Raw genomic sequence first — 23,843 nt, 5'->3', positions numbered from 1 at the left:
GACCACGTCACCCCGGACTTGTTCCGGGGTCCATCGTCCCGCAAACATAACGGCTGCGGCGTCTGCGGAAACATGGATGCCGGAACGAGTCCGGCATGACGCAGTTTGGTGGAATTACGCCTTCGGCCACCATGGCACGAACCCCGACGTCCGCCGCACATACTCCTGATAGCCCGCCCGCTTGCGCTTCAGCCGTCCTTCGATCGTCGGCACGCCCGACCATCGGATCAGGGTCCAGGTGAGCAGCGCCGGCCCTGGCAGCGCCCATATCCCCGACCAGGTCTCGGCGGCGATGAGGTACAGGCCCCACCAGGTCAGCGCGTCGCCGAAATAATTGGGGTGGCGGGTGAAGCGCCACAGCCCCGTCGCCAGCACCTTGCCCGCGTTGGACGGGTCGCGGCGGAACTGCACCAGCTGCCAGTCGCCCACGCTTTCGAACAGGATGCCCGCGATCGCGATGCCGGCGCTGGCCAGCCCCAACAGGCCGACCGGCGGCTCGGCATCGATCTGTCCCAGCTGGACCGGCAGGCACACGATGAACAGCAACGGCGCCTGAGTCGCGAATACCAGCAGCAGCGACGCGCGGGCGAAACCCCAGCCCTTGGCTTCTTCCACCATGGCGAACATCTTGCCATAGCGCCGGTCCGGCCCCTGGGTGCGCCAGCGCCACAGCAGGTACAGGCCAAGCCGCACGCCCCACACCGCGCACAGCCCGAGCAGCAATGCCTTGCGGGTCGGATCGCCGCCGGTGTGGAGGAAGCTCGCGACGCCGAGGAACACCATGCCCAGCGCCCAGACGCTGTCGATCGGCGTCACGTCACGCGTCTTCAGGCAGACCAGCCAGAGCAGGACGAACAGGGTGACCAGCAATGCCGCATTGGTCGCAAGGAGGATGAGCGCGTTCATGCGGCCGCGCGCTCGACGATGAAGCTGACCGTCGTGGTGGTCGATCCACCGATATTGAGCGTCTGCACTCGCCGTGCCCCCTCGACCTGATAGTCGCCCGCTTTGGCGGTCACCTGCTTTGTTGCATCGAGCAGCATGCGCACCCCCGTCGCCCCCACCGGATGGCCAAGCCCGATCAGCCCGCCCGACGGATTGATCGGCAGGCGCCCGCCCATTTCGATCGACCCGTCTTCGATCGCCCGCCAGGACTCGCCCGGGTCGGTCAGGCCGAGATGGTCGATCGCCATATATTCCGTCGCGGTGAAGCAGTCATGCGTCTCGACCGCGTCGATCGCCCCGATATCCACGCCGGCCCGCGTCCTTGCGTCGAGAATGGCGCGGCGCACCTGCGGGAAGACATAGGGCTGGCCTTCGCTCGCCTGCACTTTCGCGGCGTAGGAAATGGGGGCGGAGCGATGCCCCCAGCCACTGATCCGCGCCAGGCTCTCCAGCGGCACGCCGCGCGTGCGGGCATAATCGGCGGCGCGTTCGGGTGAGGCGAGGAACATCACCGCCGCGCCATCGGTCACCTGCCCGCAATCCATCTTGCGCGTCCGTCCTTCGACCACTGGATTGGCCTCGTCATCGGCGGTGAAATGCGCCGGCGTGAAGACATGGCCGCGCGTCTGGGCATTGGGATTGCGCTTCGCATTGCCGAAATTGATCTCGGCGATGCGCATCAGATGTTCGTATTCAAGGCCGTGCCGCCGGTCATATTCCTCGGCGAGATCCGAAAAGGCGCGCGGCCAGACAAATTCGGCATCGCCATATTCATGCCCGTTCCACGCCGCCGCCCCGAGATGCTGCGCCGCCGTGCGCCCGGGCACGTTGCGCATCTGCTCGATTCCGACGACGCAGGCCAGGTCGTATCGCCCCGCCTCGATCTCCGCCGTCGCCGCCAGCAGCGCGACGCTGCCCGAGGCGCAGGCCGCCTCGTGCCGCGCGGTCGGAAGCCCGTCCCACGCCGGATCGATCAGCCCGAAGAAGCCGCCAAGCAATCCCTGGCCGGCGAACAGTTCGGCGGTGAAATTGCCGACATGGCCGGTCTCGACCTCATCCGCGTCGAGCGCGGCCGCTTGCAACCCGTGGCGCACCGTCTCGGCAAAGGCATCCGCGATATCGATCCCCTCGCGGCTCCAGTTGCGCGCGAAGTCGCTCTGCCACCCGCCCAGGATATAGACCAACCTCGCTCTCCCCTCTTTTCGCCGAGTGTCGCGCGTTTGGCGGCGCTTGGCAATTTGGCGTGCGGTTATCGCGCGCGGTCGTTCCCGAATTTGTCCGCGCGGCGCTGGCCGACCATCAGGCCCCGTTCCAGCCGGGCGCACAGCGCGGCATAATAATCCGACAGGAACCGGTAGTCGTCGCCGTCATCGGGGATGTCGGCCTTGCGCCGGATCGTCGCCGCGACCGTCGCGATCGCTTCGTCGCGGCCGCCGCGCAGCACATCCTCGAGCGTCTGGAGCTCATAGACGCCGTAAAGGCTGAGCGCTGCTTCGCTGAAGGTCCGCCGCTGTCGCGATACCTCTGCGCCCAGATCGTCGCCCAGCGTGTTGGCGACGGTGCGGACGACCCAGGTGCCGGCGATCAGGTCGCCCACCCGCAACCGGTCGCGATTGAACAGCGGGAAGAACAGGAAGATGCAGCTCCAGCTCAGCGAGAACAACACCAGGAACCCATCCGCCGTGCCCTGCGCCGATTGCATCGCCAGGAACGACAGCGGCAGGAACACCTCGATCTCGCGCATCGCGTTGCGCGCCAGCACGGCACCGCCGGTCAGCCGCGCGCCGTCGCGCGCGACCACGCGCAGGCCCATCAGCCGCTTGCCCGGCGTCGCGCCCCGCCCGCCCATTTCGAACAGCACGAACCAGCCATTGCGCAGGACGAAGAAGCCGATCAGCCACAAGATGGCGAATGACGTCGACTTGCTCGCGGTAAAGAGCAGGCCGATGACGATGGTCAGGATGATCAGCACGACCAGCATGGCTAGCCCGTCGAGCATGAAGGCTGCCGCGCGCGCGCCTGCGCCGCCCAGCTCGAGCTGCAGGTCCACGCCCTCCGGCGTCACGAAATTGCGGCGGAGCGACTTGGGGGCCGTGGGCCCCTTGTGGAACGGCCAGCGCATCAGCGCCGCCGCGGCAGGTAGAAATAGGCCAGCCAGCCGGCAAGCATCGCAAAGCCGATGCCGTAACGGGTGACGTCGCCCGTTATCGTCTGTCGGCCAATGCCTTCCAGCAGGCCCGCGATCGCCAGCATGATCACCGCGCCGCCCATCGCGACCGCGCCGGCGCGTCCCGCAACGACGACTGAATCGCCGCGCGCGAGCCGCCCGGGAAAGGCGATGGCAGTGCCGATGCGGAAGCCCGCGGCACCTGACAGGATGATGGCGAACATCTCCGTGGTGCCATGGATCGTCAGCCAGCCGATGAATTCTAAGCCGAGCCCCTTCGCGGCGAAAACCGCCACCATCGCGCCGAGCATCAGCCCGTTATAAATGATCAGCATCGCCGTCGGCACCGCGAAGGCGAAGCCCAGCGCGAAGGCGAAGATCGCGATCTGGGCATTGTGCGTGAACAGGAAGGTCGCGAAGGTCGCGAGCAGCTCTTCCTTGCTGTCGTAGAGCGTGGCCTTCAGCGTTGCTGCCGATGCGGTCGGGTCGCGCCCGCCGGCCATGTCGCCGCCGACGATCCCGTAGAACCAGGTCGGATCATGGATGACCAGCAGATAGCCGACCACGGCGCCGGCGATGGTCAGCAGCAGCGCGACCAGCGTCTCCCGCCACAGCGACTTCACCGCTTCCGGCCAGCCATGCGAGAAGAATCGGCCGAGCTGGCCCAGCGCCGATGTCGGCACGCCGTAAATCTGGAAATAAGCGCGCGCGCAGAGCTGCTCGAGATAGCCGACGAGCGAGCGGTCGAGCGAGGTTTCACGCGCGACCGACAGGGTCGACAGGGTCGAGCGATAGAGCAGCGGCAGGGCGAGCAGATCGTCGTCGGACAGCGACCGCACCGATCGTTTCTCGCACCGCGTGATCAGCTGGTCGAGCCGATCCCAATCGGCCGCATGCACCTTGCGGAACCGGCTGGCGTTGACCAGCACCGGCTGCGCATCGACAAAGGCCGATGCCTTGCCGGGCGTCCGGGCGTTCGCTGGCGCGGTCACAACAGGTTCCTCCGCTTGAGATCGATATAGCCCTCGACCAGCCGCTCGCTGACCTGGTCATGCTCGCTTTCGATCAGGTGCACGCCGAGATGGCGCAGCCGCGTCATCACGACCCGCCGGTCCTTGAGCAGCGCGGCGGCGGTCACCGCGCGCGTCACGTCATCGGCACTCTCCGGCGCACGGTCGGCGATCGATTCGACCTCCTCGTCGCGGAGCACGACGATCAGCAGCAAATGCGTCTTGGTGATCCTGGCGGCAGCGCGCACCAGGAACTCGGCGGTGGTCAGGTCAGTGAATTCAGTGAACAGGACGATCATCGATCGCCGTGTGAGCTGAGTCGCCAGGGTAGTCAGGGCGAAGGTGTAGTTGGTCTCCTCGCCGCTGTAATCGATGCCCGCTGCGAGTCGCTGCAGATTGGCGAAGGCGGCCGTGCCCGAGATCAGCCCGCTGGCGATGCGCGGTCGGGAATCGAAGGCGTGGAGCGCGATCCGGTCGCCCAGCTTCAGGGCGACCCACGCGGTCAGCAGCATCGCCGAGACGGCGCGGTCGACGCGCGGCAGGCCCGCGACGGGCTCGGTCATCTGGCGCCCGGCGTCGATCGCGAACACGATCTGATTGTTGCGCTCGGTGCGATATTCCTTGGCGTGCAGCTTCATGTGCCGCGCCGATTGTTTCCAGTCGATCGCGCGGCGGTCCATTCCCGAGCGGAACTCGACCAGCGATTCGAAGTCGGCGCCATCGCCGCGGTCGATCTGTGCGATCAGCCCCTGCAGCGCGTGCCGCTGGAAGATCTGCGCCCCGCGTTCGTGCACCGGGCGGATGTCGGGCAGGATCGGGAAGGTCAGGCTCACCGGTATTTCGCGCTGCTTCCATGCCAGGCCGAGCGGCCCGTGCCAGCGCAGCCAAAGCCGGTCGATCCGCGCCAGCCCGCGCCGCAACGCCGTCAGCGGCAGCAACGCCGCGCCCTTGCCATTCTCCAGGGCGATCCACAGCCGCCCGTCATCCTCGACCGAAACCAGCGGATCGGCGGAAACGGCGATCTCCGCCGATTTCGGCGCCCGCCCGTCGCTCAACGTGACGCTCACCGTCGCTTCTGTCGTCGCCCCGACGCAGACGCTCGGAATCGGTGCGATCTGCGCGCTGCCTTTGCGCGCACCGGAAAAGGCATCGATCAGGGTCAGCAGCAGCACGGCGATCGGCCAGGCCAGCCCGGCATACCAGCGCGACGGCAGGAGCACGGCGAGCAGCAACACGGCGGGAGCACCCGCCGCGGCTGCAATCACCGCCGTGCGCGTCGGATAGATCAACGGGGGGCCTCGATCGCCTCGATGATGCCGCGCAAGACGTCTTCGACCGTACGCCCGTCGATTTCGGCCGCTGGCGACAGGATCAGCCGGTGGCGCAGCAATGCCGGCGCCAGCGCCTTCACGTCGTCCGGGATCACGAAGTCGCGCCCGTCGATCGCTGCCCGCGCCCGCGCCGCACCGGCCAGCATTGCGCCGGCCCGCGGGCTCGCGCCGCTTTCCAGATCGGCCACGTCGCGCGTCGCGCGGATCAGCGCCGTGATGTAATCGATCACCTCGTCCGCCAGCCTGATGGCGGCCACCGCGGCGACGGCCGCATCGATCGTCGCGGCGTCCGCTTTCTTCTCCACGCCCCATTCGGCCGGCGTCATCGCCTGATGCGCGCCATGGTTCGCGACGATCCGGCGCTCGTCCTCGGCGGAGGGGTAATCGACCGTCTGCTTGAACAGGAATCGATCGAGTTGTGCCTCGGGCAGCGGATAGACGCCCTGCTGCTCGATCGGATTCTGCGTCGCCACGACCATGAAGCGGTTGCCGAGCGGCAGGCTCTCGCCGTCCACCGTCACGGTGCGCTCCTGCATCGCCTCGAGCAAAGCCGCCTGGGTCTTGGGCGGCGCGCGATTGATTTCGTCGGCCAGCAGCAGGTCAGTGAAGATCGGCCCGCGCGTCAGAGTGAAGGTCGATGTCTGGAAATTGAACAGGTTCGCGCCGATGATGTCGCCCGGCATCAGGTCCGGCGTGAACTGGATGCGCCCGAAGTCGAGCCCGACCACGTCGGCGAAGCTCCGCGCCAACAGAGTCTTGGCGGTACCGGGAGGACCCTCCAGCAGGATGTGCCCGCCCGAAAAGAGCGCGACGAGCATCAGCTCGACACTGTCCTCCTGGCCGACAACCGCCTTGCCGATCTCCCCGCGGATCGCCTCGGCGAGCGCGCGCACATCTGTCGTCACCTGTTCTTCTCCCACAACCATTGATGCAGCGCCTGCGCCGCGGAAAGGACTGAATGCCGGTCGCGCGCGTCGCGCGCTGCCTGGGCCAGCTCGCTGAAGCGCGCGCGGCGCCCGAGCCCGTCGAGATGCGTGTCCAGCGCCGCGTCGCGCAGGTGCGGCGGCACCGCGAAGATCGTGGCGGCCCGGTCGCGCACCGCATCGGCATAGCGCGTGCCGAGCATCGCATAGCGGCCGGCCTTACGCACCAAGGCGGCGGCATTGTCGATCAGCGCGGCCTTGCCGAAGGCGATCGCGCGGGCGCGCCGCCGCGGCGCGCCGAACCGCACCGCCCCCTGCCACGCCGCGAGCAGCACGGCGATGAATACCGTCAGCGTCATCGCCAGGAAAGGCGGGTCGAGCGCCAGCTTGAGCGGGCTTGGCGATTTGCCGAAGCCATTCAGCGTTACGTCGAAATAGATCGAGGTCGCCTCGTTCGAATTCAGCCAGTCGAGCAGATCGAGCGCCGAGGCCGCCTGACGCGGATCGGCCATGCCGATATTGGAGAGCAGGTCGGGATCGGCCAGCACATAGAGCGGCTGGTCGGCCAGTTTGGCCAGGACGATGCGGCCCTGCGCGTCAGTGATCAGCGGCGTCAGGCCGGTGCCCGAGATCGTCTGGAGCGGCCGCGGTGCCGTGAAACGGATGGTCTTTGGCAGGTCAGGCGAGGTGACGAGCGGCCTGCCGCCGCTGCGGTGCCGGGCGGTTTGGAGCATGGTGCCGGGCGCCAGCACCCCATTGGGTTCGGAGACGGGTTTCAGACCCTGCTGGTGGACCCAGCCGGTCCGGTCCTCGTCACCCACCGTCTGCCATTTCGGCAGGACGACGAGCGTCGGCTTTCCCCCACGCTGGCTGAGCACGGGCGAAAGATTGGTGGCCGCCGCCTCGGGCGTCAGCACCACCAGATCCTCGGTACCTAGCAGATGCACGTCGCGCGTGACCTGCGGATCCCGGTCCGTCGCTTCGGCCAGGCGGACGAGCCCGCTGAAACCGGTCGCGGCGTTGGACAGCGCATGTCCGCCGCCGTTCCGGCCGGACCGCATGTCGGGGGCATAAGCGCCCAGCACCAGCGTGCCGATAAAGCCGAGAATACCGATCGCCAGGATCAGCACGACCGTGCGGGCCCTGAACACGCCGTCCGAGACAGCCGGAGTTCCGATCGCGATGTCGCTCATACGCGCCAGGTCCCCGGCAGCGCGAAATCGGCATAGGCGGCGCGTGCCGTTTCCCAATCGTCAGCGGAAACGGGCCGGCCGCCGAACAGGCTCTTTTCCACAAGGCGCGCGATGCCGGTGAACAGATCGCGGGCCGATGGCGGGATATCGGCCGCCGCGGCGAGTTCCCGGCTGGTGAGCGCGGGGCGGACGAGGCGCGGGCGGCGGCGCGCGATATCCTCGATCGACCGGGTCAGCAAATGGTGGACCGCCTCGGCAAAACGGCCCTGCCTCGCCATCGCATCGGCTTCATTCAACCAGGCGCGCGCCGGCGCCGCTTCGGGCGCCCAGGCCTCTTCGGGCATGTCCGTGGATGCGCCCTGCGACCGCCGACGCCGTGGCAGGCGCCAGACGCCATAGCGGATTCGTTCATACACCACCCACAGCAATGCCGCGGCGGCCAGGGCGATCACCGTCCACAGGAAGATGCGGGCGTAAGGCGCATCGGGCATGAAGCTGCTGAGCCAGCGGAAGAACCGGCCGACCGGCCTCAACACTTCCGTCAGCCATTCGCCGAAGCGCACCAGCCATGCCGGCGGCTGCGGTGGTGGCGGCGCCGGGGTCAGCGTGAATTGAGTCGACGGGTCGGCCTTCAGCGCCCGGTAAGCGCTGGCGAACCGCTCGGCTGCGGCTGCCGCCTCTTGCGAATTACCCCCGCTCACCTGTTCCCCCGGTCGTAGTCCGCTTCGCCCCGACACTAGCCGCTACATGCGCCGGCGCAATCACGGATATCTGTCCAAAACGGTTATTACTTGGGGCTTTACAGCGAAAGGGGTCTTCGTCAGTCTGCCCCGGATAAGGCGCCAAGGCGCCTTCAGGGGGACGCGAATCATGGCGACGAGCATTGACGGCGCAAGCGACCGGTCCGTTTCGATCGGACGAATCTTCAGCCGAGCCTTTGGGACGATGGGCGGCAATCCGATCACCGTTTTCGGCATCTCTTTCGTGTTCGGCGCGGTCCCCGGCGTGCTCATCAACTATGTCGCGCAGAGCCTGGGCTATTCGCAGCAGAATCTCACCACTGGCGTGATCTCGCCCATCCTGTTCTTCACCATCCTGGCGGTCACTCTCGTGCTCGGCGTGGTTTTCGCGATGCTCAGCCAGGGTGCGCTGGTCCGCGCGACGATCGCACACAGCGAAGGTCGCGAGGCGAGCTTCGGCGACTGCGCGATGACCGGCCTGCGCGTCGTCGTCCCGCTGTTCCTGCTCGGCATCCTGCTCGGTCTCGGTGTCACGTTCGGCTTCCTGCTGCTCATCGTTCCCGGCATCATCCTCTATCTGATGTGGGCGGTCGCGGCGCCGGCGCTGGTGGTGGAGCGGACCGGCGTGATCGAGGCGTTCGGCCGCAGCAGCTATCTGACCAGCGGTGCGCGCTGGAAGATTTTCGGCCTCGGCCTGATCATGCTGGTGATCTACTGGATCTTCTCGGCAATCAGCGGCGTCGTCATCGTCAGCATCTACGGCCTGCAGGGCATGGTCGCCGCTACCCAACAGGGGCTGCCGATCGGTTTCCTGCTCGTGAGCGCCGTGATCTCGACGATCGTCACCGCCATCGTCGCGACGGTCCAGACCTCGCTCTATGTCGAGCTGCGCAACTGGAAGGATGGCCCGGACACTGAGGCGCTGAGCGAGATTTTCGCCTGAACCAGCCGACAGGGGCGGGATCAGCGCAGCGGAACGGCCGGGATACGGCTCGTCACGACGTTGCGGGTCTGCCGGTCGAGCGACCACAGCATTCGCGGCGCCGAACGATCCCAGGAGATCGCCTGGCCGCCGGTCGGCAAGGGGATGGTCGCGACATGCTCGAGCACCGTGCCCGCTTCGGGCAGGCGCAATGCATAAAGCTCGGGCCGGTCATGGCCGGTGACGTAGAGCAGCCCGTCATCGCCCCATGACCCGCCCGAACAGCTCATCGGATCGAAGCGCGCCAGCACGCTCGCCGGGAAATGCCAGGAGGCGGTCGGGCGGAAGTCGGCATCGAGCCGGACCAGCAGGGTCCAGCGATGGTCGTGCCCCGGCTCGCCGCCATGGTCGGCGGGGTAGTTGGCAAGGCCGGCATACCAGTCCTTGCCGCGCCGCTCGATCCAGGTGAGCGAGCCGGGCAACGGGGGCAGGGCGATGCTGCGGATATGTTTCAGGGTGGCGGTATCGAAGATCTCGACCGCACTCGACATCGGCACGGCCGGATAGTTGGACGCAGCACAGATGAGCTGCGTGCCCTCGACCACGCACGAATTCATATGCGGATACAGCGCCCGCGGACCTTCCCACTGGGCCACGCGCTTGCCGGTTTTCTTGTCGTATTTGCCGATGCGGTTGTTGGTCATCGGATAGAAGAAGCGGGCATCGGCGGCGACGCCCTGCCGCGCTTCCTCGGCGGTCCAGCGCGCGACCGGCTGGGCCGCGCCAAGTTCGGGCACGGCCGCCGGTGACGGAGCCGCCACCTCCTGCGCACCGCCGGTCGTGGCGGAGATCATTGCCGTGGCGGCGGCGAGCAGGAGGAAGCTGCGCATCAGAACTTGGCCGATACGCCGGCGTAGAAGGTCCGGCCATAGCGTTCGTTCTGGATCAGCCAGTCGGGATTGCCCGCCTGATATTGCCGGGTCGGCTCGTCTGTCAGGTTCTGCGCTTCGGCGAAGATGCGGACTCCTTCGAACACGCCGACGCTGATCTTGGCGTCGAGCCGGCGCAGATCGTCATTATACTGGTCGTTATAGGAAGGGCTGCCGATCGCGAGCAGCGCCTTGCCGGTGTTGTGATAGGCGACCGAGGCCTCGACCGGGCCCTTCTGGTAGAACACCTCGGCACCGTAGAGATATTTGGACTGGTTCGGGAAGGTCGAGCTGCGCCCGTCCGGCAGGGTCAGGGTCGAGCTGGTCAGGGTGCCCGTCAGCTGGATGCCGAGGCCGGAGAGCAGTCCCGGCAGGAACGTGAACTGCTGCTGATATTGCGCCTCGATGCCGACGATGTCGCCGTCGGTCGCGTTGAACGGCTGCGTGATCGTCAGGGTCGGATAGGCCACCCCGTTATAGGTCGTGTTCTTCAGCACCGTCGCCTGGGAGAAGATCGGGTTGCTGATGAACTTGGCAAACACGCCGACGCTCAGCAGGCCTCCTCGGGCGAAATACCATTCCGCCGTCGCGTCCAGATTTTGCGCGCGATAGGGCTTCAGGTCGGGGTTGCCGAGCGACACCTGCGCATTGATCGTGTCGATCGATCCGCCGGGCGAGAGATTGCTGTATTCCGGCCGTCCCAGGCTGGTCGAATAGGCCAGGCGAAACACCGTGTTGCCGCTCGGCTTGATCCGCACCACCAGCGAGGGCAGGAAATCGTCATAGCTGCTGTTGCGCGCCGCCGGCGTGATCGTCGTGCCGTTCTGGAGCTGGAAGCCCGTGATATCGAGCGCGGTGTGCTCGTAGCGGATGCCCGGCGTCACCGTGATGTCGCCGAAATTCAGGTTCGCCATGGCGTAGACCGCCGCGACCTTCTCGGTCAGCTGGAAGTCGGACAGCGTGTTGTTGGCCAGCGTCGCCACCGGATCGAGCGGCATGAGGGCGTCGCCCAGATGCGCGTCGGTGAATTGCTGCAGCGCCGGGATGTTGAAGGTCGGGCTGTTGCTGAAACATTGATCGGTATCCGCGCTGTTCGGATAGACGCAGATCGCAGGGCCGCCGAGATTATACTGGCCGAGTGTCCAGCGGTTCGCTGCCGAGCCGCGCACCCAGGTCGGGTTGTCCTGATCGAAATCGCGGTTGGTCGTGCGGTATTTCGCGCCGGCCTTCAGGAAGCTGCCCTCGCCGAGGCTGTCGAGCTGATAGGTCGCGTCGAACCGGCCCTGCCAGATCTTCTCGGTGTTGAGTTGATGTTGTTTGGTGAACTGGCGGAACTGCATCTGGTTCGCGACGCATTCGGTGTCGGGCTTGGCCGAATAGACCTTGTCGCTGAAATCGAAGGTCACGCGGCCCGGGTTGCAGCGGAACTGCCAGATCGGGAATTTGTCGAGCGTCTCGTTGCGACTGTACGCACCCTCATAATCGAGCTTGAGCGCGCCGAGATCGGTCGAGCCGCCGACCATGCCCGTCGCCAGCCACTTCGCCTTGTAATCGAGCCGCAGATCCTCGCGCCGCTCCGGCCCGGTGCCGGGCGCGCCCGTCATCGAGCTTGCGGTGCCGTTGGTGAAACCGGTCAGCCCGTCGGCATTGAGCGTATAGGGCGTGGTCGTGAAATCCAGGCGATAGCGCGGGCGCACCTCGTCCTCGATGAACTTCGAATAGACGCCGCGGATGTAGAAGCTCTGGGTATCGCTCGGGCGCCAGTCGAATGCGCTGGTCGCGCCGATACGGTGCCGGTCGAGCGAATATTCGGTATATTTGATATTGTCGGGCAGGCCGCCGCGCGCCGCGCCCGCGACCGGCTTCCAGTTGTCCGGATAGAAGCCCTCGCTGGCGAAATCGCGATTGGAGAAGCTGCCGCCGAGCACCAGGCCGAACTGCTCGTCGGCCCCGAACCTGGTGGCGATGCTGAGGTCGGCCTGCACCGGCACCTTGTGGTTGAGTTCCTGATATCCCGCCTTGGCGCTGCCGGCGATGGTGAACTTGTCCTTGAAGTCGAACGCGGTCTGCGTGACCAGGTTGATCGTGCCGCCGATGCCCTGGCCGTCCATGTCGGCGGTCTTGACCTTGGCGACCTCGACTCGGTTGAGCAACTGGCCGGAGATGATGTCGAGCGGCAGCGACCGGGTTGTTCCGTCGGGATTGCCGATCTCGATCCCGTTCAGCGTGTAATTGTTGAGGTTCGATGGCACGCCGCGGATCGAGACGTAACGCCCCTCGCCCTGGTCGTAGGTGACGCCGACGCCGGGCAGATGCTCGACCACTTCGGAGACGTTGCGGTCGGGCAGGCGGCCGATCTCGTCGGCGCTGGCGATGTCGGTCACGCCGATCGCGTCGCGCTTCAGTTCGATCGCCCGCTGCAGGCTGCCGCGCTGGCCGGTGACGACGATATCCCCGGAGGTGTCGCTGCCGTCGACGCTCTGAGCATGGGCGGTGGTGGCGGTGCAGATGGCGATGATCGAGACGCCGACCCGGCTGACCGTGCGAATGCGCTTCATGAAGTTCCCCCTGAACATCTGCGGCGAGGCAATAGGTACCACCGCTTTGGTGGCAATCTCCTCGCCGACGCCCTTGCGGTTCAACGTTACCGCGCCATGACCGGCTTGTGGCATTTCCGTTACGGAATCGGGTTTTTGTCGAACGATGCGGCCGGCAACTAGGACCATAACGGTACTGAAAATAGTGTCAGGCGGGGCCAGGGTGCATCCATGCGGGGAATTTGGGCGTAGCTTGCCTCATCGCCAGAAATGGAGAGAACAATGTCCAGGCGAACGATCGGAGAGGAACTTCAACACCTGTTCGCCCGGCGCGATCAGGGCCTGCTGCCCGAGGACGAATTCCAGCGGCGCAAGGCGCATCTCCTGCGGGTCAGCGCCTGCCGGCTGCCGGCAATGGCGCCCGACCCGATCGGCACGCTCGCAAAAGCGGCGGCGATCACGGGTGGGGCCATCGCACTTGTCGCGCTGATGGCGGTCGGGGTCGCGTGATGGAGCAGTCACCGCAGGTCAACGCCGGTCTTCGCCTCTCCATCTTAGATCGGGGCCCCTGCAGGTGCGCATGGCATTGCCGCGTTCCAGCTCGTGATTCTGGCTCCATAGCGCGCTTGCCGCCGGTGTCGCCCTGCCGCGTTGTTCGTCGAACAGCATCGCCGGCTTCAGCCGGGCGATTTTCCCGGGAAGTGCAGCCGATATGGCAGTAGTTTCCCTCTGCTTCGCAAGAATCGCTGTTGTGACAATGTAAATGCCTGAATCGTCAGAATATCCATGTTAGTTAGTAAGCCGGAAATGTCGCTTCCAGCCAATACACGTTTTCAAGGCCGGCAGTATTCGAGCGGCGAGGGACGAATCGATTAGTCGATTCGGTATCGATACAAATATCCGCAGGGTCGCAGACTCACTCGGGGGGCACCATCCTGAGGAGAAGATTCATGGCTGACCATATTCAAGATATCGAGATACTGGGCGATCTGCTCGGACAATCCGACGCGATTGCCAATCTGCTTCAGGCGCGGGGCGCCTTCGATTCGGCCTATGCCGCGTTTCGCGCCGAGGACGCGAAGAAGTTCCAGTCCGTGCTCGACCGCGCGCAGTTGCAGATCCATTGCCACAGGATCTGCCACTGGATCCGCACCAAGGAATGCGTCTTCCTGTGCCTGGAGCTTGCAGGCCCGCCGGCACCGGCAACCGCGCTCGATCCGCGTGTCCTGGCCAAGGCGATCGTCCGGCTCGGCGAGGATGAGAAGCTGGTGCGGCGCGTCGCCGAGGTGCTGGCCAGGCGCGACAAGGCGGGCTTTGCCGAGATACTGAAGCTGCTCGAGATCGAGCCCTATGCGCATCTGTTCTGCCACTGGCTGTGCGTGATCCGATACCGGCTGGTGTGCCGCTGGATCTGTCATGTCGGCAAGATCGAGCGGCCAGTGCTCTGGGTCGAGCTACAGTCGGCGGCGCGCGCCATCGCCGTGCTGGTCAAGGACGAGAAGGCGTTTCGCGCCGCCGTCATCGCATCGACGGCCGGGGACGCGGCGAAGCTCGGCGCGGCGATCACCGGCGCGCAGCTCGGCCTGCGTTGCCACTTCGTATGCGAATTCTTCTGTTCCTGGCGCTGTGTCCTGGTCTGCCTGACCCTGGCGCGCGCTTATCCGTTCGCGGCGATCGAGGGGCCGGCGCAGATCAAGGAAGCCCATGAATTCGCCGCCGCCATCGTCAAGCTCGCGCAGAACCCGACGGACCTCATGCGCTTAAGCGCGGCGGTCGGTAGCGGCAATGTCGACGCCTGGGCGGCGTTGATCAAGCAGTACAAGTTCGAGCGCTTCGCCCTTCAGCTGTGCCACTGGATCTGCGGCTGGCGCTGCAGCCGTTTCTGCCGGCTGGTGTGCGTCAACATCGATTATCATCCATGGTTCACGCATATCGGCGATTTCAGCATCACCGGCGATATCAGCCCGGCGACCGGCCGGACGGTCGGTCCGCGCGGCGGCCATGGCGGGCCCGATTTCGGCTTTTTCGGCGGGCTGAGCCTGCGCGGCTTCTGCCCGAAAAAGGACCCTGCTCATCCGGCCGAGGATATGGCGTACCGCTTCCTGTTCCAGCCGGCGGGCGCGGCACAGCCGATCCCGATCGGGCCCGGTTTCGTCGCCGAGGTATTGGTGGGCACGCGCTACACCTTCTGGAACGGCAACCCCAACACGCTGCAGACCGTGCGCCTGCGCGGGACCAACCCGACGCCGACGCCGCCGACGCCGAACGCGGATCCCAGCCCGCCCGATCATTTCATCGTGCCGGACGCGGACGGCTGGGTGCTGGTCGATCAGGGCGCGCTGGACGATGCGTTCAGCGGGTATCTGATGGGGTTCAATTCGGGTGCCGCGATCCTGCCCAACGGCGCGGCACCAACCGGCGTCGCGGCTGGAACGGCAGTGCCCGCCGGAGACCAGAAGAACGGCGTCGATTGCGCGATCATCTTCCAGGCGACGCGTGTCAGCACCATCGCTCTGGTCAATGGCGGCGCGGCGCCGGACTATACCAACCAGATCGGCAAGGTGCGGATCAACAACTGGAGCCAGGTCGCGCTGCTTGACCTGCTGCAGTTCCACACCAGCGGCGGCACACCCTGCTCCCCGCTGAGCTCGGCGCTCGATATCGAATATAGCGTCGATCATGAGCTGATCGCTGCCTGGAGCATCGGGCTGTCGACCGCGGCGCCGGGCGTGTCGCTGACCAACCCTCCACCGCCGCCTTCCACTGCCCGTGGCGGCGCCGGCACGCATCATGAGGACATTTCAACCTGGCCGACCTGTTCCTACACGGTGACGCTGACGACGCGGCGGCGGCTGACCAACGGATTGAACGACGATCCGAACTGGCCGATCTCGAAGACCTTCTGCATCGGCCGCGGCACGGTCAGGCCCCGCCCGGTCTGATCGCGCCCGGCTTGATCGCGGCGAGGGTCGCCACCTCACCCTTCCGCCTCGTCGAACGAGACGGAAGGGTGGGAGTGCGCTAAACTGCTGCGATGGACCAATCCGAGACCACCGCGCCCCGCGCCACCCTTATCGCCAGGCTGACGCTCGCGGGCCTGCTCGTGCTTCTCGGGCTGTGGATCGCCTGGACGTTTCTGCCGTCGCTGGCCTGGGCGGTGGTGATCGCGGTGGCGATCGATCCGCTGCAGCTGTGGCTGCGCGCGCGATGGCCGGGGCCGGCGGGCCGCACCTGGATCGCGGCGGCGATCACGCTGCTGGTCGCGTTGCTCGTGCTCGTGCCCGTCGCGGCGGGCATCGCCCAGGCCGCGCGCGAGGCGCATGATGTCTCGGTCTGGATGACCCAGGCGCAGACGAACGGCCTGCCCTTGCCGGCATGGGTGGCGAAGGTGCCCGTCGGCCGCGAGATGCTGACCAATTGGTGGGAGACGAACCTCGCCACGCCCGAGGGCGCGATCCATCAATTCCATCAACTGCGCGCCGTCGCCGACACGCGCCTGATCGGCACCAATGTACTGCACCGGCTGGTGATTTTCGGCTTCACCCTGCTGACCTTGTTCTTCCTGCTGCGCGACCGCGACGCGATCATCGCGCAGATGCGCCGCGCCGGAGACCGGCTGTTCGGGCCCACCGGGGAGCGCGTCGGCGAACAGGCGCTGCGCTCGATCCGCGGGACGATCGATGGCCTCGTCCTGGTCGGCATCGGTGAGGGCGCGGTGATGACGATCGTCTATATCGTACTCGGCGTGCCGCATCCCCTGCTACTCGGCGCAGTGACGGCGGTGGCGGCGATGATCCCGTTCGGCGCGGCATTGGTCTTCGCGATCGCCGGCGCCTTGCTGATCGGTCTCGGCTCAGTCGGCGGCGCGGTCGCGGTGATGGTCATCGGTCTGGTCGTGGTCGGCATCGCCGATCACTTCATCCGCCCCGTGCTGATCGGCGGCGCGACGCGGCTGCCCTTTTTGTGGGTGCTGATCGGTATTCTCGGTGGCGTCGAGACCCTGGGATTGCTTGGCCTGTTCATCGGCCCCGCGACGATGGCGGTGCTGGTGATGTTGTGGCGCGAGTTCCTGGAGGCGCCGGGACAGGCCGAGGAAATTCCCGCGACTCAGTAAACCCCGCCGACTGCCTGCACCGTCGCCACCGCGATCTGCAGCCGGTTGGTGCGCACGTCGAGCAGCGACCGTTGCGCGTCGAGCGCCGCGGTCTGGGCGGTCACCACTTCCAGATAATCCGATGCGCCGTCGCGGTAGCGGATCAGCGCCAGGTCGCGGGTGCGCTCGGCCGCCGTCGTTGCTGCCTGCTGGTCCGCCTCCTGCATGGCGAGATAGCGGGCGCGCGCCAGGTCGTCCTCCACTTCGCGAAAAGCGGTCAGCACGGTCGAGCGATAGCTGGCGGCCGCCTCGTCATAGTGCGCGCGGCTGATCGTCACCCGGGCGCGGCGGGCGCCGCCGTCGAAGATCGACAGCGCCGCGGAGAGTGGACCCAGCGCCCAGAAACCATTGGGGGCGCTGAAGATTCCGCTGTTCCCGGCCTCGAATCCGCCCGATCCGCCCAGCGTAAGCGATGGATACAGCGCGGCGCGTGCCACTCCGATCCGGGCATTGGCGGCGGCGATACGCTCGGCCGAAGCGATCACGTCCGGGCGGCGCTGGAGCAGGTCGGAGGGCACGCCGACCGGAATCACCGGCGGCGCGAGCGGCATCCTGGCCACGGCCAGCGAGAAGCTGGACGGGGACTCGCCGACCAGGATCGCGACGGCATGTTCCAGTGCGGCGCGATCGGCCGCGACTGACGACAATTCGGCCCGGGCGCTCGACAGGATCGAGGAAGCGCGGCTGACGTCGATGCCCGACGCGATGCCGCCGGCATGGCGCGTATCGGTCAGGTCATAGGCGCGCTGGAACGCGGCGACCGTCTGCTCCAGCAGGGTGATTCGCGCATCGAGCCCGCGCATCCGGACATAATTGTCGGCGAGCGATGCTTGCAGACCGAGCCGGACGGCGGCGAGATCCTGCGCACTGGCGCGGGCGTCGGCGGCACTGGCCCTGATCGAATTGCGCACCCGCCCGAACAGGTCGATCTCATAGGCAAGCGACGCGCCGACGCGCAGATCCGTATCGGTCGCCGCCGAGCCCGATCCGAACGGCCGTCCGGCGGAAATGCGCGAGCGCTCCGCGTCCGCGCCGACATCCACGCTGGGCAGCGCTTGCGCGCCTGTTTCGCGCAGGGCGGCGCGGGCCTGGTCATAGCGGGCAACGGCGGCGGCGAGATCCGGGTTGGCCGCTTCGATGCGGGCTTCGAGATCGTTGAGGGTAGGGTCGGCGAACAGGGTCCACCATTTGCCGGGTTCGGGTGGTGTGGTGGCGATGGGCTGCCACGGGCCGAGTTCCTTGTACGCGGCCGCGGCGGGGCTGGGGGGGAGGGCCTCAGGTGGGGCGAGCGAACAGGCGGTGAGAGTCGTGGCGAGCAACGCGGCCAAAAAGCCCCTCCCCTTCAGGGGAGGGGAAAGGGGTGGGGGCGTGCGTCTGCACGCACCAAAAAGATTCGTTGCCTCAAGCTCCGAAGCGCCGAGCAGGGGATCGACCCCTGCCCGCCGCTGCCCCACCCCAAACCCCGCACCGGGTGAAGAGCGCCCCGCGCTCTTCAGGCCATGCCGGGGGCATGGCCGACCCGGTGCGCCTGAAGGGGAGGGGCGTAGAAGAAAGCCCACCTCAACTCGCCGCACGGCTAACCCCCGGCTTGGCCGTCCGCACCGCGTCGCCCGACTGGAGCGAGTCCGGCGGATTGTCGATCACCCGGTCATTGGCGTTCAGACCCGCGCTGATCTCGACATTGTCGCCATTGTCGCGGCCGATCGTGATCGTCTTCAGCAACGCCTTGCCGTCCGGCCCCAGCACCGCGACCTGAGTGCCGTCCGCCCCGATGATCAGCGCGCTCGGCGGCAGGCGGACGCCTGCGCCCGGGCTGCCCGCACCAAGCGGCAGCTTGACCTGGGCATAGGCGCCCGGCTTCAGCGCGCGGTCGCCATTCGCCGCCTGGAATTCCATCAGCACCGTGCCTGATTGCGGGTCGACCGCGCCGGCGCTGCGCACCATCTGGATGTCGAAATCGCGTCCCGGATATTCCGGCACGTTCAGCGACGCGTGCAGGCCCGGATGGAAGGCGCCCGAATAAGGCTGGGGCACGCGCACATAGACGCGCATCCGCCCGATATCGGCGACGGTGAACAACGGCGTCGACGCGGCCGTGCCCGCGGTGACGAGCGCGCCGATCTGAGTCGACCGGCTGGTCACCACGCCGGAAAAGGGCGCGACCAGCCGCGTGAAGCCCTGCAGCGCGCCGAGCCTGCGGACATTCGCGCTCGCCGCATTGGCGATGGCGGTCTTGGCGGCGAGATCGCCGATCTTCTCGTCGGTTTCCTGCTTCGACACCGCGTCCTTCGAGAGAAGATTGTTCCAGCGCGCGGCGGTCGACTGGGCAAGCGCGCGATTGGCCTGTGCGGTCTGGAGATCGGCGCGGGCGGCGGCGACCTGCTGGTCGACTTCGGGCGCGTCGAGCACCGCGAGCACCTGCCCGGCGCGGACCGGGTCGCCGATATCGACGAACCAGCGGCTGATATAGCCCGTCGTCCGGGCATAGATGGCGGCGCTGTTATAGGCCTGGACGCTGCCGGGCAGGGTCAGCGCATCGGCCTTTTCCGCAGGTGTGGGCCGGATGATCGTGACGACGGGGGTGGATTGCGCCTCGGTCCAGGTCGTCAGGCTGCTCTCGGCGCGCATCCGGGTGACAATGCCGAACGCGACGACCAGCAGCGCGACCACCACCGCGACGATCGCATAGGTCCGCAAATGGCTTTTGGGTCGCGTATCGGGCGTATCGGTAGCGACGTCAGGCATGCACTTCCTCCAGCGCGGCGCCCGTGGCGGCGCGCCTGCTTTTCTTTTCCGCATCGCGGCGGTGCGCAATGCTGAAGATCACCGGCACGAACATCAGCGTCGCGATCGTCGCGACGATCAGCCCGCCGATCACCGCGCGGCCGAGCGGCGCATTCTGCTCGCCGCCTTCGCCCAGGCCCAGCGCCATCGGCAGCATGCCGATGATCATGGCGAGCGCGGTCATCAGCACCGGGCGGAACCGCGTCATGCCTGCCTCGAGCGCGGCCTTCATCGCCTCGCCATGTTCCGCCAGCCTCTCGCGCGCGAAGCTGACCACCAGGATCGAGTTGGCCGTCGCCACCCCCATGCACATGATCGCGCCGGTCAGCGCCGGCACCGACAATGTCGTGCCGGTGATGAACAGCATCCAGATGATGCCGGCGATCGCGCCCGGCAGCGCGGTGATGATCACGAACGGGTCGAGCCAGCTCTGGAAGTTCACCACGATCAGCAGATAGATCAGCAGGATCGCGCCGATCAGGCCGAAGAACAGGCCGGAAAAGGCCGTGTTCATCGTCTGGTACTGGCCGCGCAGGGTGACCGTCACGCCCTTCGGCGCCTGGTCCTTCATCTGTTTCAGCACATGGTTGATGTCGCCCGCCACCGCGCCGAGATCGCGTCCGCTGGGCGTCGCGAAGATGTCGATCGCGGGGGCGATATTGTAATGGGAGACGATCGCGGCGGCATTGCCGCGCGACACGGTGGCGATGCCGCCCAGCACCTGCGACCCGGCATGGCCGGCACCGGTGATCGGGATGTTCTGCAATTCGCTGAGCGAGCCGACGCGATATTCCGGCGTCTGCGCGACGACTGAATAGGACACGCCGTTTTCCGGGTTGAGGTAAAAGACCGGCGAGGTCTGGCCCGATCCGGCGAGCGCCCCGGCCAGGCCGTTGGTCACGTCGCGTTCGGTCAGGCCGAACTGGCTGATCCGGCTGCGATCGACCGCGACGCGCATCTCGGGATAGCGCGCGCTTTGCTGGATGCGCGCATCGGCCAGGCCGGGGATCGTCTGCAGCCTGCGCAGGATGTTGCGGGCATAAGCGTAGTTGGCGGCCTGGTTGCGCCCGCCGGTGATCTGCACGTCGATCGGTGCCGGCGCGCCGAAGTTCAGGATCTGGCTGGTGATGTCGGCGGGCAGGAAGGAGAAGGTCGTGCCCGGGAAAGCGCGCGGCAATTCCTCGCGCAGCTTGCGGACATAGCCTTCGGTCGGGGCATGGTCCTTCGACAGCTGGATCAGGATGTCGCCGTCCTGCGGCCCGATCGTGCCGGAATTGTTGTAGACCAGGTTGATGCTGCTGAACGCCAGGCCGATATTGTCGACGATCGAGACCAGCTGGTCCGCCGGGATGATCTGACGGATGCGGCGCTGGATGCGGTCGAATTCGGCCGAGGTCTGTTCGATGCGCGAGCCCACGGGTGCGCGGACATGCAGCGTTATCTGCCCGGCATCGACCGAGGGGAAGAAATTCTGTCCCAGGAACGGCACCAGCAGGAACGATAGCAGGACGACCGCAAGGAAGCCGATCACGAACCGCCGGCCGGCGCCCAGCGCCCGCTCGAGCAGGCTGCCATAGCCGGCGCGGATCCGCTCGAACCGCGCCTCGAACCCGCGCTGGAACCGCACCATCGGGTTGCGCGAGGTTGGGCTGCCCGCCTCATGGATATGCCCCGGCGCATGCGGCTTCAGCAGGAACATCGCCATGGTCGGCACCAGGGTGCGCGACAGGATGAACGACGCGATCATCGCGAACACCACGGCGAGCGCCAGCGGCACGAACAGGAAGCCGGCGATGCCCGGCAGGAAGAACATCGGCACGAACACGATGCAGATGCACAGCAGCGAGACGAACGCCGGCGTCACGATCTGCGCCGCGCCGTCGAGGATCGAGGGGACCACGCCCTTGCCCTGCTCCATGTGCCAGTTGATGTTCTCGATCGTCACCGTCGCATCGTCGACCAGGATGCCCACCGCCAGGCTGAGCCCGCCGAGCGTCATGATGTTGAGCGTCTGCCCGGTCGCCGCCAGCGCGATCAAGGCGGCCAGGATGGCGAGCGGGATCGAGATCGCGATGATCACCGTCGAGCGCCACGATCCCAGGAACAGCAGGATCATCAGGCTGGTCAGCGCGGCCGCGATCGCGCCTTCCCTGACCACGCCGTTGATCGCTGCCTTCACGAACAGCGACTGGTCGCCGATCGGCACGATCTTCAGCGTGTCGGGCAAGGTCGTCTGGATATTCGGCAGCGCGTCCTTGATGCCCTGGACGATCGCCAGCGTCGAGGTCGCGCCGTTCTTCAGGATTGTCATCAGCACCGACCGCGATCCGTCGACATGCACGACATTGGTCTGCGGCGCGGTGCCGTCGCGCACATGGGCGATGTCGCGCATATAGATGGTGCCGCCATCGACCACCTTGACCGGCAGCGCGTTCAGCTCCTCGATCGATCCCGGCGCGTTGTTGAGGCGCACGGTATATTGATAGCCGCCGATCTTCACGAAGCCGGCCGGGTTGATCTGGTTCTGCGCGGCGATGGCGTTGGTCACGTCCTGCGCCGACAGCCCCTTGGACTGGAGCGCCTGCGGATCCATGTCGATCTGGATCTGGCGCGATCGCCCGCCCGAGGGATAGGGGATGGCGGCGCCCGGCACCGTGACGAGGCCGGGGCGGATGCTGTTCTGCGCGAGATCGAACATGCGCCCTTCGGACAGGCCCTTGCCCGACAGGGCGAGCTGCAGGATCGGCACGGTCGAGGCATTGTAATTCAGGATCAGCGGCGGCGTGGTGCCGGGGGGCAGCTGGCGCAGCACCGATTGCGACACCGAGGTCACCTGCGCGGTCGCGGTGCGGATATCGACGCCGGGTTGGAAATAGATCTTCACGATGCCGATGCCGGGCATCGACTGGCTCTCGATATGGTCGATGTCGTTGACCGTGGTGGTCAGGATGCGCTCATACGGCGTGATGATCCGGCCCGACATGTCGTCGGGCGACAGGCCGGCATAATTCCACGCCGCCGCGATCACCGGCACCTTGATCTCGGGGAAGATGTCGACCGGGGTACGCGCGGCCGAGAGTATGCCGACGATCGCGATCAGGATCGCCATGACGATGAAGGTCAGCGGCCGCGTCAGCGCGACCTTGACGATTCCGATCATTTGGGTCCGATCATGGCGGATCTCCGGGCCTGGGGAGGCGCAACAACTGAGTCTTCCGGCGCCGAATGGGCCTTTGCTGCACGTGCGTCCAATATGATTTGACCCCGGATCAAGACGTGGGACATATCGATTATGGAGCTTCGCCACCTGCGTTATTTCGTTGCCGTCGCCGATGCGCTGCACTTCGGCCGGGCGGCGGCGCAGCTCGGCGTGTCGCAGCCGCCACTCAGCCAGCAGATCCGCGCGCTCGAGGACCTGCTCGGCGTGCGCCTGTTCGAACGCAGCAGCCGCAAGGTCGCGCTGACCGAGGCGGGCCGCGTCTTTCTCGACCAGGCGCGGGCGACGCTGGCCCAGGCCGAGCATGCTATCGACGTCGCGAAGCGCGCCGCGCGCGGCGATTTCGGCAAGCTCGCCATCGGCTTCAATCCGTCCGCGCCCTTCGTGCCCGCCGTCGCCCGCGCGATCTTCGCGTTCCGCCAGCTTTATCCCGATGTGCGGATCGAGCTGTTGGAGCTGTCCCCCGGCGCTCATGTCGCGGCACTGGCGGCCGGCGATATCGACATCAGCTTCCTGCGCAGCCCGACGCCGCCGGTGGTGCCACCCGGCATCGTCGCCACGCATGTGCTGGAGGAGCGGCTGTTCATCGCCATGCGGTCGGACCATCGTCTCGCCCGCAAGACCAGCCTGTCGTTCCGCGATCTGCACGGCGAGCCGATGATCTTCTACGCGCGCGACCAGAAGGGCAGCTTCGCGACGAATTTCCTCGAAATGCTTCATGCGGAAGGCGTCGACCCGCTGGTGGCGCAGGATGTGCGGGAGATTTCGACCATGTTCGGCCTGGTCGTCGCCGGCCTCGGCGTCGCGGTGCTCGCTGAATCGCTCTGCGCGCTGCAGCCGGCGGGCCTCGCCTATCGCGCGCTCAGGGGCAAGAAGGCGATCTCGTCGCTATGGATCCTCAGCGCGAAGGATGCCGAAGGGCTCGCCGCGCGGCAGTTCCTGGCGGTGCTGGAAGACGCGGGGCAGCCGTTGGACCGCCCCGCGCCATGACG

18 protein-coding genes are annotated in these 23,843 nt (G+C 66.7%); 5 read left to right on the top strand and 13 right to left on the bottom strand.

Features of this window, described 5'->3' with window-relative positions:
* Positions 1 to 114: 114 nt before the first annotated feature.
* From ACZ1I5_RS17960 to ACZ1I5_RS17925, 8 genes are all read right to left on the bottom strand, one after another.
* Complete coding sequence (locus ACZ1I5_RS17960) at positions 115 to 906, bottom strand: DUF1295 domain-containing protein (RefSeq protein WP_465170607.1); 792 nt, start codon at positions 904 to 906, stop codon at positions 115 to 117.
* Complete coding sequence (locus ACZ1I5_RS17955; protein WP_465170606.1) at positions 903 to 2,129, bottom strand: acetyl-CoA acetyltransferase; 1,227 nt, start codon at positions 2,127 to 2,129, stop codon at positions 903 to 905. Before ACZ1I5_RS17955 ends, ACZ1I5_RS17960 begins: the two co-directional genes overlap by 4 nt.
* A gap of 65 nt (positions 2,130 to 2,194) precedes the next feature.
* A complete protein-coding gene (locus ACZ1I5_RS17950; protein WP_465170605.1) occupies positions 2,195 to 3,067 on the bottom strand; it encodes an RDD family protein in 873 nt (290 codons plus the stop codon).
* Positions 3,067 to 4,104 (bottom strand): stage II sporulation protein M, encoded by a 1,038-nt coding sequence (locus tag ACZ1I5_RS17945; protein ID WP_465170604.1) that lies wholly within the window; start codon positions 4,102 to 4,104, stop codon positions 3,067 to 3,069. The genes ACZ1I5_RS17950 and ACZ1I5_RS17945 overlap by 1 nt, the downstream gene beginning before the upstream one ends.
* On the bottom strand, positions 4,101 to 5,411 hold the full coding sequence (locus ACZ1I5_RS17940; RefSeq protein WP_465170603.1) for a DUF58 domain-containing protein: 1,311 nt from the start codon (positions 5,409 to 5,411) through the stop codon (positions 4,101 to 4,103). The genes ACZ1I5_RS17945 and ACZ1I5_RS17940 overlap by 4 nt, the downstream gene beginning before the upstream one ends.
* Positions 5,408 to 6,379: an AAA family ATPase gene (locus ACZ1I5_RS17935; protein WP_465170602.1), complete on the bottom strand. Its 972-nt coding sequence runs from the start codon at positions 6,377 to 6,379 to the stop codon at positions 5,408 to 5,410. The genes ACZ1I5_RS17940 and ACZ1I5_RS17935 overlap by 4 nt, the downstream gene beginning before the upstream one ends.
* Positions 6,355 to 7,569, bottom strand: coding sequence for a hypothetical protein (locus ACZ1I5_RS17930; protein ID WP_465170601.1), 1,215 nt, complete (start codon positions 7,567 to 7,569; stop codon positions 6,355 to 6,357). Before ACZ1I5_RS17930 ends, ACZ1I5_RS17935 begins: the two co-directional genes overlap by 25 nt.
* The gene (locus ACZ1I5_RS17925) at positions 7,566 to 8,270 is read right to left on the bottom strand and encodes a DUF4129 domain-containing protein (protein WP_465170600.1); all 705 of its coding nucleotides are present in this window, start codon (positions 8,268 to 8,270) and stop codon (positions 7,566 to 7,568) included. The genes ACZ1I5_RS17930 and ACZ1I5_RS17925 overlap by 4 nt, the downstream gene beginning before the upstream one ends.
* A gap of 169 nt (positions 8,271 to 8,439) precedes the next feature.
* Here ACZ1I5_RS17925 and ACZ1I5_RS17920 point away from each other — a divergent pair, with 169 nt between their 5' ends.
* Positions 8,440 to 9,252, top strand: a complete 813-nt coding sequence (locus ACZ1I5_RS17920) for a DUF7847 domain-containing protein (protein WP_465170599.1) — start codon at positions 8,440 to 8,442, stop codon at positions 9,250 to 9,252.
* 20 nt (positions 9,253 to 9,272) lie between these two features.
* Here ACZ1I5_RS17920 and ACZ1I5_RS17915 read toward each other — a convergent pair whose 3' ends face one another.
* Both ACZ1I5_RS17915 and ACZ1I5_RS17910 read right to left on the bottom strand, forming a co-directional pair.
* Positions 9,273 to 10,121: a YncE family protein gene (locus ACZ1I5_RS17915; RefSeq protein ID WP_465170598.1), complete on the bottom strand. Its 849-nt coding sequence runs from the start codon at positions 10,119 to 10,121 to the stop codon at positions 9,273 to 9,275.
* Positions 10,121 to 12,718, bottom strand: coding sequence for a TonB-dependent receptor (locus tag ACZ1I5_RS17910; RefSeq protein ID WP_465170597.1), 2,598 nt, complete (start codon positions 12,716 to 12,718; stop codon positions 10,121 to 10,123). Before ACZ1I5_RS17910 ends, ACZ1I5_RS17915 begins: the two co-directional genes overlap by 1 nt.
* Before the next feature lie 261 nt (positions 12,719 to 12,979).
* Here ACZ1I5_RS17910 and ACZ1I5_RS17905 point away from each other — a divergent pair, with 261 nt between their 5' ends.
* From ACZ1I5_RS17905 to ACZ1I5_RS17895, 3 genes are all read left to right on the top strand, one after another.
* Complete coding sequence (locus ACZ1I5_RS17905) at positions 12,980 to 13,207, top strand: SHOCT domain-containing protein (RefSeq protein WP_465170596.1); 228 nt, start codon at positions 12,980 to 12,982, stop codon at positions 13,205 to 13,207.
* Positions 13,208 to 13,647: 440 nt separating this feature from the next.
* Complete coding sequence (locus tag ACZ1I5_RS17900; RefSeq protein ID WP_465170595.1) at positions 13,648 to 15,639, top strand: hypothetical protein; 1,992 nt, start codon at positions 13,648 to 13,650, stop codon at positions 15,637 to 15,639.
* Positions 15,640 to 15,731: 92 nt separating this feature from the next.
* A complete protein-coding gene (locus tag ACZ1I5_RS17895; RefSeq protein ID WP_465170594.1) occupies positions 15,732 to 16,811 on the top strand; it encodes an AI-2E family transporter in 1,080 nt (359 codons plus the stop codon).
* On the opposite strand, the gene ACZ1I5_RS17890 is transcribed toward ACZ1I5_RS17895, so the two are convergent.
* The 3 genes from ACZ1I5_RS17890 to ACZ1I5_RS17880 all read right to left on the bottom strand — a co-directional run bounded on the left by ACZ1I5_RS17890 (position 16,805) and on the right by ACZ1I5_RS17880 (position 22,794).
* A complete protein-coding gene (locus ACZ1I5_RS17890; protein WP_465170593.1) occupies positions 16,805 to 18,178 on the bottom strand; it encodes an efflux transporter outer membrane subunit in 1,374 nt (457 codons plus the stop codon). The genes ACZ1I5_RS17895 and ACZ1I5_RS17890 overlap by 7 nt on opposite strands.
* A 232-nt stretch (positions 18,179 to 18,410) precedes the next feature.
* A complete protein-coding gene (locus ACZ1I5_RS17885) occupies positions 18,411 to 19,595 on the bottom strand; it encodes an efflux RND transporter periplasmic adaptor subunit (protein ID WP_465170592.1) in 1,185 nt (394 codons plus the stop codon).
* Positions 19,588 to 22,794, bottom strand: a complete 3,207-nt coding sequence (locus ACZ1I5_RS17880) for an efflux RND transporter permease subunit (protein WP_465170591.1) — start codon at positions 22,792 to 22,794, stop codon at positions 19,588 to 19,590. The genes ACZ1I5_RS17885 and ACZ1I5_RS17880 overlap by 8 nt, the downstream gene beginning before the upstream one ends.
* Before the next feature lie 132 nt (positions 22,795 to 22,926).
* On the opposite strand from ACZ1I5_RS17880, the gene ACZ1I5_RS17875 reads away from it, so the two are divergent.
* Positions 22,927 to 23,841, top strand: a complete 915-nt coding sequence (locus ACZ1I5_RS17875; RefSeq protein WP_465170590.1) for a LysR substrate-binding domain-containing protein — start codon at positions 22,927 to 22,929, stop codon at positions 23,839 to 23,841.
* Positions 23,842 to 23,843: the final 2 nt, after the last annotated feature.

The sequence above is a fragment of the Sphingomonas sp. BL-S-30 genome, assembly GCF_055521475.1.
Note: the sequence above shows the minus strand (reverse complement) of the source record. Positions and strands in the feature narration are given on the sequence as shown.